The 12,191-nt window shown below is 54.0% G+C and carries 9 protein-coding genes, 1 tRNA gene and 1 riboswitch; of the genes, 3 read left to right on the top strand and 7 right to left on the bottom strand.

Going from position 1 to position 12,191, the window contains the following annotated elements:
• Positions 1-220: 220 nt before the first annotated feature.
• The gene (locus tag FOC66_RS09100; protein ID WP_003747924.1) at positions 221-2,230 is read right to left on the bottom strand and encodes an OPT family oligopeptide transporter; all 2,010 of its coding nucleotides are present in this window, start codon (positions 2,228-2,230) and stop codon (positions 221-223) included.
• A 249-nt stretch (positions 2,231-2,479) separates the two neighbouring features.
• Between FOC66_RS09100 and FOC66_RS09095 the strand changes: the two genes are divergently transcribed.
• Positions 2,480-3,484 carry a quinone-dependent dihydroorotate dehydrogenase gene (locus FOC66_RS09095; protein WP_003747923.1) on the top strand — a complete coding sequence of 335 codons (1,005 nt, stop codon included), beginning with the start codon at positions 2,480-2,482 and terminating at the stop codon, positions 3,482-3,484.
• A 57-nt stretch (positions 3,485-3,541) separates the two neighbouring features.
• Here FOC66_RS09095 and rnhB read toward each other — a convergent pair whose 3' ends face one another.
• Positions 3,542-4,135, bottom strand: coding sequence for a ribonuclease HII (gene rnhB / locus FOC66_RS09090; protein ID WP_036493965.1), 594 nt, complete (start codon positions 4,133-4,135; stop codon positions 3,542-3,544).
• A gap of 154 nt (positions 4,136-4,289) precedes the next feature.
• Between rnhB and FOC66_RS09085 the strand changes: the two genes are divergently transcribed.
• Positions 4,290-5,435, top strand: coding sequence for an FUSC family protein (locus tag FOC66_RS09085; RefSeq protein WP_003747920.1), 1,146 nt, complete (start codon positions 4,290-4,292; stop codon positions 5,433-5,435).
• Positions 5,436-5,587: 152 nt separating this feature from the next.
• Here the strand turns inward: FOC66_RS09085 and FOC66_RS09080 are convergent.
• Positions 5,588-5,664, bottom strand: a tRNA-Met gene (locus tag FOC66_RS09080).
• A 109-nt stretch (positions 5,665-5,773) separates the two neighbouring features.
• Positions 5,774-5,873, top strand: a riboswitch (TPP riboswitch).
• 90 nt (positions 5,874-5,963) lie between these two features.
• On the opposite strand from FOC66_RS09080, the gene thiC reads away from it, so the two are divergent.
• Positions 5,964-7,853 (top strand): phosphomethylpyrimidine synthase ThiC, encoded by a 1,890-nt coding sequence (thiC, locus tag FOC66_RS09075; protein WP_003747918.1) that lies wholly within the window; start codon positions 5,964-5,966, stop codon positions 7,851-7,853.
• A 91-nt stretch (positions 7,854-7,944) separates the two neighbouring features.
• Here the strand turns inward: thiC and murJ are convergent, their stop codons facing one another.
• From murJ to fabZ, 4 genes are all read right to left on the bottom strand, one after another.
• Entirely contained in the window at positions 7,945-9,483 is a 1,539-nt protein-coding gene (murJ, locus tag FOC66_RS09070) for a murein biosynthesis integral membrane protein MurJ (RefSeq protein WP_003747916.1), read from the bottom strand.
• Positions 9,484-9,492: 9 nt separating this feature from the next.
• Positions 9,493-10,668, bottom strand: a complete 1,176-nt coding sequence (lpxB, locus tag FOC66_RS09065; protein WP_036493963.1) for a lipid-A-disaccharide synthase — start codon at positions 10,666-10,668, stop codon at positions 9,493-9,495.
• 158 nt (positions 10,669-10,826) lie between these two features.
• The gene (lpxA, locus tag FOC66_RS09060) at positions 10,827-11,603 is read right to left on the bottom strand and encodes an acyl-ACP--UDP-N-acetylglucosamine O-acyltransferase (RefSeq protein ID WP_003747912.1); all 777 of its coding nucleotides are present in this window, start codon (positions 11,601-11,603) and stop codon (positions 10,827-10,829) included.
• Positions 11,604-11,678: 75 nt separating this feature from the next.
• A complete protein-coding gene (gene fabZ, locus FOC66_RS09055; RefSeq protein WP_003681704.1) occupies positions 11,679-12,128 on the bottom strand; it encodes a 3-hydroxyacyl-ACP dehydratase FabZ in 450 nt (149 codons plus the stop codon).
• Positions 12,129-12,191: the final 63 nt, after the last annotated feature.

The following is a 12,191-nucleotide window of genomic DNA, read 5'->3' as shown; positions in this document are numbered from 1 at the left end:
GTCATGAACGACCCGTGCGAGTGGTATGTTTCATGATTGAAACCATCCTTTCTAGGGCGGTTTCAGCACAAAGCCCCACTGCAATGGGGCTTTTTTGCTACCAGCCCCGCAACAATTATACCCAAACTTCCTAAAATCATTCCAAACAAATTTCCACTGAAAAGGCCGTCTGAAACCCCAATGTTTTGAGTTTCAGACGGCCTTTTCTCAACCTACAAACTTAACGTCCTGCTTTCAACACGCGACGTGCAAACACGAACATACCGAAGACAAAAAACGCCAAGCCCAGCCATTTGGCGGCCGTATCCCAGTTTTCCAGGTTCAGGGCCAAAGGTGCATCCGAACCGCCGTTGGTAACGGAGAAGGCAATGATAAACGCCATAATCACACCGATCAGGCTCTCGCCGACAATCAAACCGGCGGAGAACAGCGTACCGATACGTTCCGCATTTTTCAGACGGCCTTCACGGTTTTCCTGACGGCGGGCGATGACGGATTTCAACACCGCCGCCAATACCGCGCCGATTACAATCGGCATATTCACAGACGGCGGCAGGTAAATGCCCATGCCCACGGCCAATACCGGCAAAGCGCGCTTGCCGCCGGAAGATTTGCGCAATGTGAAATCGACCGCAATCAACGCCACGCCGATGCCCACACCAGTGAAAATATAATCCCATTGCAGATTGTGCGAGAAAATACCTTGGGCGATGGTGGTCATCAAAGTTGCCTGAGGCGCGGCAAGGGCTTGGGCAGCATCCATGCCTTCACGCGGCATCGCGCCGGTAAAGCCGTAGGCTTCATACAAAAGCTCCAACACAGGCGAAATCACCAATGCACCGACAACGCAGCCGACAATCAGCGCAACCTGCTGTTTCCAAGGCGTCGCTTTTACCAGATAACCCGTTTTCAAATCCTGCAGGTTGTCATTGGAAATCGAAGCCACACAAATCACAGACGCGCCGCAAAACAGCGTCAACGCCAGCAGGAATTTGCGGTTTGCCTCGTCCGCCATCAAGCCGCCGGATTCGCCGACCAGCAGCAACACCAGCGAAATAATGACGATAGAGACGATGCCCACACCCGAAATCGGGCTGGAAGACGAACCGACCAAACCGGCCATATAACCGCAAGCCGCGGCCACCAAAAAGCCGATAATCGAAGCCAGCAGCGTACATACGACCACCAACAGCCAAGCCAAACCGCCGGAAATATGCGAGTCGCCGATAAAGTGGAAGAAAGACACGCCCAACACCAGCATCATCGCCAACACCCAGGCAATCATCGCCTTAGGCGACAAATCTTGTTCCGTGCGCTCGGTCATCTGCGCGCCGCCGAAATTACGGAAAGACAGGCGCATGCCCTCGACCATCGGTTTCATCAAAGTCAACAGCGTCCAAATCGCCGCAATACCGATTGTACCCGCGCCGATAAAACGGACTTTTTCCTTCCACAAAGACATCGCAAAAGGAATCATCTCCATATCGGCAGGTTGCGGAATATGCGCCGACAGATAAGGCACGGCCACGCCCCAGGCAATCGAAATACCCAGCAAAATCGCGATACCGCCGGTCAGGCCGACCAAGTAGCCCGCGCCCAGCAAAGCCAAAGAAAAGCCCATCGGCACTTGAAACACCGACGCGCCGCCTTTAAACCAAAAGCTCGCGCTGTCCGCCACCACGCGCAAACCGCTTGCGCAGAAGCTCATCAAACCGGCCAGAGCGCCGCCCGACATCAACTCCTTGATACCGCTGCCGCCTTCCTGTTGGTCCGCATCATGGTCACCGACCTTCAAAATCTCAGCTGCCGCCACGCCTTCCGGATAAGGCAAATCGCTCTTCACCACCATCGCATAACGCAAAGGCACAGTGAAAATTACGCCCAAAATACCGCCGGACATACACAGCAGCGTTGTCTGCCAAAACGGAAAGCCCGCCCAATAACCGGCCATCAACAAACCCGGCAAGATAAAAATAATACTGGAGAGCGTACCCGCGGCCGAAGCCTGAGTCTGCACCATATTATTTTCCAAAATATTGCTGCCTTTAAAAAACTTCAAAACCGCCATCGAAATCACCGCAGCCGGAATCGAAGACGCAAAAGTCAGGCCCACCTTCAAGCCCAAATACACATTGGATGCCGTAAAAATCACCGTAATCAACGCGCCGAGAATTATCCCCCGCAACGTCAGCTCACGGAAACTCGCATAAGGATCAACCGCCTGTTTCATAGAAATATTCCTGTATCAGGTAAACAATCGAACCGGAAACTTTTCAGACGGCCTTGTGCCACACAAAGGCCGTCTGAAAAACAACCGTCTTATTGCCATTGTAATGAACTATCCGAATACACGCAAAAGCCCTATTTATTTTCATTTGCCGCCAAACCATAAAATCATATCGATACAGACGTTTGGGGCAGTTTGACGGTTTCAGGTAAAATAACGCCAAATTCATCAACCGTTCAGAAAGCCGCCGTCATGTATTCACTCGTCCGCCCCATCCTGTTCCGTTTCGATGCTGAAAAGGCCCATCATTTCACGCTCAACAGTTTGCGTACCGCCGAAAAACTCGGCCTGCTGCCCAAAGTGGACAGCCACACCCGGCCAACCGAGCTGATGGGTTTGCAGCTGCCCAATCCGGTCGGCTTGGCGGCAGGTTTGGATAAAAACGGTGAGTGCATCGATGCGTTTGCCGCTTTGGGTTTCGGCTTTGTCGAAATCGGTACGGTAACGCCCAAGCCGCAGCCGGGCAATCCGCAGCCGCGCCTTTTCCGCGTTCCCGAACACCAAGGCATCATCAACCGCATGGGTTTCAACAACCACGGCATCGATGCGATGATCCGCAACATTGAAAACAGCCGCTTTAAAGGCATTTTGGGCATCAACATCGGTAAAAATGCCGTTACGCCAATTGAAAACGCGGCCGACGATTATCTGATTTGCCTGGAAAAAGCCTACGCCCACGCGAGCTACATCACGGTCAATATTTCCTCCCCCAATACGAAAAACCTGCGCGCCTTGCAAGGCGGCGACGAGTTGAGCGCATTGTTGGAAGCCTTGAAAAACAAACAGGCGCAACTGGCGGCCGCGCATGGCAAATATGTGCCGCTGGCGGTTAAAATCGCGCCGGATTTGGACGAAGCGCAAATCGGCGACATCGCCCATGTGGTCAAATCCGTAGAGATGGACGGCATCATCGCCACCAACACGACCATCGACAAATCCAGCTTGGGCAGCCATCCGCTCGCAGGCGAACAAGGCGGCTTGAGCGGTTTGCCCGTGCGCGAGAAAAGCAATCAGGTGTTGAAACTTTTAGCGGAACGCATTGATGGCAAACTGCCGATTATCGGCGTCGGTGGCATCATGAATGGCGCGGACGCGGCAGAAAAAATCCGCTTGGGTGCCAGTGCGGTTCAGGTGTACAGTGGTTTGATTTATCGCGGCCCTGAATTGATTAAAGAGTGTTTGGCTGCGTTGAAATAATACTTTTCCAAAAATAAGGCCGTCTGAAATCTTTCAGACGGCCTTTTGATATGCTTTTCATTCTTCAAACAGATTGCCTTGTGCCAATAAGGTTTTGACCGGTGCGAAATCGCGGCGGTGTTCCGGCAAGACGCCGTATTGTTTCAACGCGGCCAAATGTTGCGCCGTGCCATAACCTTTGTGGCGGTCAAACCCGTATTGCGGATAGCGTTTCGCCAATTCATACATTTCCGCATCACGCGCGGTTTTGGCCAAAACCGAAGCGGCGGAAATCTCGATGATTTTGCTGTCGCCTTTGACCACGGCTTCGGCAGGGACATTCAAATCTTTCGGCACGCGGTTGCCGTCTATCCACACTTTGTCGGGTACGACCGACAGCCCCTCGATGGCGCGCTTCATCGCGGCCATGGTTGCGTGCAGGATGTTCAGTTGCAGGATTTCGTCGGGGTCGGCAAAAGCAATGCTCCACGCAACCGCCTGCTCCTTAATCATCTGCGCCAACATATCGCGCTTTTTTTCGCTCAGTTTTTTTGAGTCGGTCAAACCCGGCAAATCAAAATGTTCCGGCAAAATCACTGCCGCCGCAAATACGCTGCCGACCAAAGGGCCGCGTCCCGCTTCATCCACGCCTGCACTTAAAACCGTCGCCATTTCTTCACCGCCTGTCTGATTCAAAACCGCCATTATATCCGCTTGCGGCAGATAAAATCCGCAATAGGACAAGCCGTTGGGGATCAGTTCAAATTTCATCTGCTTTACCAATCAGTTATAATTTACATCCCCACATACCGATACGTCTTACAACATGCCTGCCCAATCCGAACGCCTCCATTTTTCCGAACGCTGGCTCAACGCCTACGAACGCTACCGCTATCGCCGCCATATCCACGCCTTCCGCCTCGGCTTGGCAATCGTGTTTTCCACCCTCTTGGCCAAAGTCTTCCATCTGCAACACGGCGAGTGGATCGGCATGACCGTCTTTGTCGTCCTCGGCATGCTGCAATTCCAAGGCGCGATTTACTCCAAAGCAGTCGAACGCATGCTCGGCACGGCCATCGGTTTGGGCGTCGGTTTGGCCGTTTTATGGTTGAACCAGCATTATTTGCAAGACGGCGTTTTCTTCTATCTGATTATCGGTGCCGCCAGCGCAGTGGCCGGTTGGTCTGCGGTCGGCAAAAACGGCTATGTCGCCATGCTTGCCGGTTTGACCATGTGCATGCTCATCGGCGACAGCAGCCACCACTGGCTCGACAGCGGCCTGATGCGCGCCATGAACGTTTTGATTGGTGCCGCCATCGCCATTGCCGCCGCCAAACTCCTGCCCCTGCGCTCCACACTCATGTGGCGCTTCATGCTTGCCGACAACCTCACCGACTGCGCCAAAATGATTGCCGAAATCAGCAACGGCAAGCGCATGACGCGCGAGCGTTTGGAACAAAACATGATTAAAATGCGCCAAATCAACGCCCGCATGGTCAAAAGCCGCAGCCATCTGGCCGCCACATCCGGCGAAAGCCACATCAGCAACAATATGATGGAAGCCATGCAGCATGCCCACCGCAAAATCGTCAACACCACCGAGCTGCTCCTGACCACCGCCGCCAAACTGCGCGCGCCCACGCTCAACGAAAGCGAAATCCGCCTGCTCGACCGCCACTTCAACCAACTCCAACGCGAGCTGCGCCTGACCGTCCGCCTCATCAAAGGCCACTACGCCCGCCGCATCCGCATCGATACTTCGCTCAATACCGAACTAAGCAAACCGGCCGCCCGCCTGCATTACGACTGGCAAGGCTTCCTCTGGCTCAGCACCAATATGCGTAACGAAATCGCCGCATTGGTCATTCTATTGCAACGTTCGCGCAATAAATGGTTGGACAAAAAAGAATTGCAACGCCTGAAAGAACACCTGCGCAACGACAACAAGCCCAAATCGGAAGAGGCCGTCTGAAAAAAGGCCTGTCGTATTTTTACCCAAACCCCGCCGCAAGACAGCAAAAGGCCGTCTGAAACCCAATGGTTCAGACGGCCTTTCCATCAATTCATCCGCAATAAATGCCGCATAAAGCAAAACCCCCTGCGATTGCAGGGGATTTTTATATTTGGTTGCGGGAGCAGGATTCGAACCTACGACCTTCGGGTTATGAGCCCGACGAGCTACCATGCTGCTCCATCCCGCGTCAGAAGTTGTAACTATACAGAAAGGCGAAATTGCTGTCAAGCGTTTTTGACAGAAAATATCCAAACGTTGCTTTACAAAAAACCGGCCGCGTGGTTTAATTTTCGTTAATAAAGAAACAGGGGTGCTGCTTTCAAACCGAGCGGCTGAGAAATACCCTTTACACCCGAACAGGATAATACCTGCGTGGGGAGTTTCGGCAAATGTGATTTTAGACGGATTGAAGATATCCGCAAGGCCGTCTGAAAAAAAGCAATGCTCCTGTTTCCATTTCATAACCGAGAAACAGGAGCAATTTTTATGACTACCGCTAAAAAAACCGGCGATGAGGCGCGCCGTCTTTCCGACTTGAGCGAAGACATCGGCATCCGCTTCCAATATCCCAACTCTGACCGCGTCTATATCCCGGGCAGCCGCGCCGATATCCGCGTGCCTTTGCGCGAAATCCGTCAGGACGACACCTACACGGCGCAAGGTACGGAAGCCAATCCGCCGATTCCGGTGTACGACACCAGCGGCGCATACGGCGATCCGGCGGCACACATCGACTTGAAACAAGGGTTGCCGCACGTCCGCACTGCATGGCTGGACGAACGCAGCGACACCGAAATCCTGCCCAAGCTCTCCAGCGAATACGGCACCGAACGCGCGCACGATCCGAAAACCGCCCATCTGCGTTTCAACCAAATCACCCGTCCGCGCCGCGCCAAAGCAGGCCGCAACGTAACCCAGCTTCACTACGCCCGCCAAGGCATCATCACGCCGGAAATGGAGTTTGCCGCCATACGCGAACGCATGAAGCTAGACGAGCTTTTCAGACGGCCTGAATACTCCAAACTCTTGAAACAACACGCAGGGCAAAGTTTCGGCGCGAACATCCCGACTCATCCCGACCAAATCACGCCCGAATTCGTGCGCCGAGAAATCGCCGCCGGACGCGCGATTATCCCCGCCAACATCAACCACCCCGAACTCGAACCGATGATTATCGGCCGCAACTTCCGCGTCAAAATCAACGGCAATTTGGGCAACTCCGCCGTCACTTCCAGTCTGACTGAAGAAGTCGAAAAAATGGTGTGGTCGCTGCGTTGGGGCGCGGATACGATTATGGATTTGTCCACCGGCGCGCACATCCACGAAACGCGCGAATGGATTATCCGCAACGCGCCCGTCCCCATCGGCACCGTGCCTATTTATCAGGCTTTGGAAAAAACCGGCGGCATCGCCGAAGATTTGACTTGGGATTTGGTGCGCGACACCTTAATCGAGCAGGCAGAACAAGGCGTGGACTATTTCACCCTGCACGCAGGCGTATTGCTGCGCTATGTGCCGATGACGGCCAACCGCCTCACCGGCATCGTATCACGCGGCGGCTCCATCATGGCGAAATGGTGCCTTGCCCACCATCGGGAAAACTTCCTCTACACGCATTTCGACGAAATCTGCGAAATCATGAAAGCCTACGACGTGTCGTTCAGCCTCGGCGACGGCCTGCGCCCCGGCTGCATTGCCGATGCCAACGACGAATCCCAATTTGCCGAATTGCACACCTTGGGCGAATTGACCGCCAAAGCGTGGGAACACGACGTCCAAGTCATGATCGAAGGCCCGGGCCATGTGCCGTTGCAACGCGTCAAAGAAAACATGACCGAAGAGCTGCAACACTGCTTTGAAGCACCTTTCTACACCCTCGGCCCGCTCGTTACCGACATTGCCCCCGGCTACGACCACATCACCTCGGGCATAGGCGCGACCAATATCGGCTGGTACGGCACAGCCATGCTCTGCTACGTTACCCCGAAAGAGCATCTCGGCCTGCCCGATAAAGAAGACGTGCGTACCGGCATCATCACCTACAAACTCGCCGCCCACGCCGCCGACCTCGCCAAAGGCTGGCCGGGTGCACAATTACGCGATAACGCCCTGAGTAAGGCGCGTTTCGAGTTCCGCTGGCGCGACCAATTCCGCTTAAGCCTCGACCCCGAACGCGCCGAGAGCTTCCACGACGAAACCCTGCCTGCCGAAGGAGCAAAAATCGCCCACTTCTGCTCGATGTGCGGCCCTAAATTCTGCTCGATGAAAATCACGCAGGAAGTGCGCGACTACGCCGACAAGCAAAAAGCCCAACGGCAGGGCATGGAAGAAAAAGCGATTGAGTTCGTCAAAAAAGGGGCGAAGCTTTACAGTTAAAACGTAAAGCAAGAAAAGGCCGTCTGAAAATGTTTCAGACGGCCTTTTTAGCGAATAGTCTTGAAGCCAAAGCAATACGCCCTCTGGCTGCTTATTTTTCTACCCTGCGGAAATGGTGCGGACGGAAGCCGAGCGCGGCGAGGGAAACGAAGTAGAGGCCTCCACCCAAGGCAATCAGAATGCAGAGTTGGCCTGCTTTTTTAAAGCCGCCGACGTGCACCCATTCAAACGGCAGATAATATTGCGCCAGCCACAAACCGCCGCCCATGACGACCAAAGAGATGGCCATTTTGACCAAAAACGCAGCCCAACCTTTGCCGGGGCGGTAGATGCCATGTTTGCGCAAAAGGAAAAACAACAAACCTGCATTCAGACACGCGCCCAAACCGATAGCAAGGGACAGGCCGACGTGTTTGAGCGGCGAAATGAAGGCGAGGTTCATCAACTGCGTGCAAATCAGCGTGAAAATAGCGACTTTAACAGGAGTTTTGATGTTTTGACGCGCGTAGAAGCCGGGCGCCAACACTTTAATCATAATCAGACCGATCAAGCCGAAGGAATAGGCAATCAGCGCATATTGGGTCATTTGCGCATCGTGCAGCGTAAATTCACGGTACATGAACAAGGTCGTAACCAACGGGAAAGACAACACGGCAAGGCCGACGGCGGCAGGCAGGGTCAGCAGCATGCACAGGCGCAAACCCCAGTCGAGCAGACCGGAAAACTGCTCGGTATCCTGACTGGCTGCGTGTTTGGACAAGGTAGGCAACAAAATTGTACCGAGTGCCACGCCCAAAACGCCGGTCGGTAATTCCATCAGTCGATCGGCGTAATACATCCACGACACGCTGCCAGACTGCAAAAACGAGGCAAAAATGGTGTTGATAACCAAGGAAATCTGCGCCACGCTCACGCCCAAAATAGCCGGCCCCATCTGTTTCATTACGCGGTTGACCGCCGCATCTTTAAAGCTGAGTTTGGGCATTTTCAAGAAGCCCAGTTTCGCCAACCAAGGCAGTTGGAACACCAGCTGCAACACGCCGCCGACAAACACCGCCCACGCCAACGCCATAACAGGCGGATCGAAATACGGTATGAAAAACAGGGAAAAGACGATAAAGGAGATGTTTAAAAATGTCGGCGTAAAAGCAGGGATACCGAATTTATGATAGGAATTGAGTATCGAACCGACAAAAGAGGATAGTGAAATCAATAAAATATAAGGAAACGTTACCCGCAGCAGGTCGATGGAAAGCTGAAACTTATCAGCATCTTTGGCAAAACCGGGCGCGGAAACATAAATCACCCACGGCGCAGCAAGTATGCCCAGCGCGGTAACGATGACCAACACAAACGACAACATACCGGCTACATGACGCACAAACGCCTGCGTGGCTTCGGGCGAGCGGGTTTCTTTGTATTCTGCCAAAATCGGTACAAAGGCTTGGGCAAATGCGCCCTCTGCAAACACACGCCGCAGCAGGTTGGGCAGTTTAAACGCGACAAAAAACGCATCCGTCGCCATGCCTGCACCAAACGCACGGGCAATAATCGTATCGCGCACAAAGCCCAAAATGCGCGACACCATCGTCAGGCTGCCAACCTTGGCCAAGGCTCCCAATAAATTCATGTATTTTCCTTACTTGTCTTTCAGGCCGTCTGAAAATCCTGCTTCTTCCAATACTGCCGCCGCCGCCAATGCCGCCGTATCTTTTTTCAACAGCAGATGCAAGGCGTGGAAATCCTGTTCCAACGCGGCCACGGCTTCAGGGCGGTCATACCAGTCTGCAACGGCCTGCGCCAGTTTTTCAGGGACGGCATCGTATTGCAGCAGCTCGGGAACGGCGGCTTTACCCAACAGAATATTGGGCAGACCGACATGCGGCACTTTGATTTTGTTTTTCACATACGCATAAGTCAGCGGTGAAATCTTGTAGCTGATGACCATAGGCCGCTTGCACAAGGCCACTTCCAAAGTCGCCGTACCGCTGGTGACCAATACCACGTCGGCAGCGGTGCAAACCGTATCCGACTGCTTGTCGGTCAGCGTGATGGGAAGGGCGGCAAATTCAGGCTGCGCCAAAATTTCGCTAATGCGTTTGCGCGTTGCGGCCGTCGCCACAGGCAGTAAAAACCGTGCCTGCGGATAACGTTTCAGCAGCAACAAGGCCGTCTGAAAAAACACCGCCGCCATGTAATCGATTTCACTCACGCGGCTGCCGGGCAAGATGGCAAATACGGGCACGTCCGCAGGTACACCCAGCTTCTGCCGTGCCGCCGCCCTATCCGCTTCCACGGGCATGGTTTGCGCCATCGGATGGCCGACAAACTCAGCCTTGCCGCCGGCATCGATATAAAGCTGAGGCTCCATCGGAAACAGGCACAACACGCGGTTGACCTGATGTACGATTTTATTGACCCGTTCGCGCCGCCACGCCCAAACCGACGGGCTGACGTAATGAATGGTATGAATGCCTGCCTGCTTGAGTTTTTCCGCCACGCCGAGATTAAAGTCCGGCGCATCGATGCCGATAAACACATCCGGCTTGAGGCGGAGCAAATCGTTTACCAGCCCTTTGCGGATTTTCAAAATCTGCGGCAGGCGTTTGATGACCTCAACAAAACCGCGCACCGCCAGCTTTTCCTGATCGTACAAACTCTCGAAACCCTCCGCCTTCATGCGCTCGCCGCCGATGCCGGTAAACCGCGCGTTCGGGCAACGCGCCTTAATGGCACGGATTAAGTGTGCGCCGAGCAAGTCGCCGGAAGCTTCGCCGACGCTGATGGCAATAAGGGGGGAAGGATTGGAATTCATGTGTTGAGGTTTAAAAGCTAAAAGATTTTGGGCAGACATTTGCCCGCCCGTTTTCAGACGGCATCGGCGGCAAACAGACAGGAAACCTGCCCTACTGCGCGGATTTTTGCAATCCAAAGGCCGTCTGAAAAGGTTTCAGACGGCCTTCAATCCATCCATCAACGGATAATGCCGCGTGTGGATTGTGCAAAAAAGTCTTTAAATACCGCCAATTCGCTTTGGGTTTCGGCGCGTTTCAGAATGTCCGCCTTGGCTTCTTCAAACGGAATGCCGCGATGGTAAATGGTTTTATACGCATCTTTGACGGAGGCAATCTGTTCGGCAGTGAAACCGTTGCGGCGCATACCTTCGCTGTTGAGGCCGGCCGGTTCGGCGCGGTAGCCTGCGGCCATGAAGTACGGCGGTACGTCTTTGTGTACGCCGGCGGCAAACGCGGTCATGGCGTAATCGCCGATTTGGCAGAATTGGAACACCAGCGTGTAGCCGCCCAAGACGACGTAGTCGCCGATGGTAACGTGGCCTGCGAGTGAGGCGTTGTTGGCGAAGATGGTATGGTTGCCGACCACGCAGTCATGGGCGAGGTGGCAGTAGGCCATAATCCAGTTGTCGTCGCCGATACGGGTTTCGCCGATGCCGGTAACCGTACCGAGGTTGAACGTCGTAAATTCGCGGATGGTGTTACCGTTGCCGATAATCAGCTTGGTCGGCTCGTCGCGGTATTTTTTGTCCTGCGGAATTTCGCCGAGGCTGGCAAATTGGAAAATGCGGTTGTTTTCACCGATGGTCGTATGGCCGTTGATGACGGCATGCGGACCAATTTCGGTATTCGCACCGATTTGCACATTAGGGCCGATGATGCTGTACGGGCCGACTTTGACACTGGAGTCGAGTTCGGCTTTTGGGTCGATGACGGCGGTCGGATGGATAAGGGTCATGCTGTTTCCTTGCTGTCTGATACAGGTATTGCCTGCAAGATGCCGTCTGAAGCTTTCAGACGGCCTGTCCCATTCTTACACCACGCGTTTGGCGCACATAATCACGGCTTCAACGGCAACTTGGCCGTCGACTTTGGCAACGGCGTTGAATTTGCCGATACCGCGTTTGTTGGTCAACAGCTCGACTTCAAAAACCAGTTGGTCGCCGGGGATGACTTGGCGTTTGAAACGGGCGTCGTCGATACCGGCGAAGAAGAAGAATTCGTTTTCTTTGCGGCCGCCTTCGCTGAGGATGGCGAGTGTACCGCACGCTTGCGCCATGGCTTCGATAATCAGCACGCCGGGCATCACGGGCAGGTCGGGAAAGTGGCCTTGGAACTGCGGCTCGTTCATGGTCACGTTTTTAATCGCAGTCAGGGTTTTCATCGGTTCGAACGCGGTAATGCGGTCGAGTTGCAAAAACGGATAACGGTGTGGGATAAGTTTTTGAATGTCTTTGGCTTCGATCGGGAGTTGTACGTCCATGATGTTCGTCTTTCCTTGTTTGTATTGGGTTTAAACGTATTCGGATGCGGGGCGCGGACTGTT

The organism is Neisseria mucosa (genome assembly GCF_013267835.1).
Classification (GTDB): domain Bacteria; phylum Pseudomonadota; class Gammaproteobacteria; order Burkholderiales; family Neisseriaceae; genus Neisseria.
Note: the sequence above shows the minus strand (reverse complement) of the source record. Positions and strands in the feature narration are given on the sequence as shown.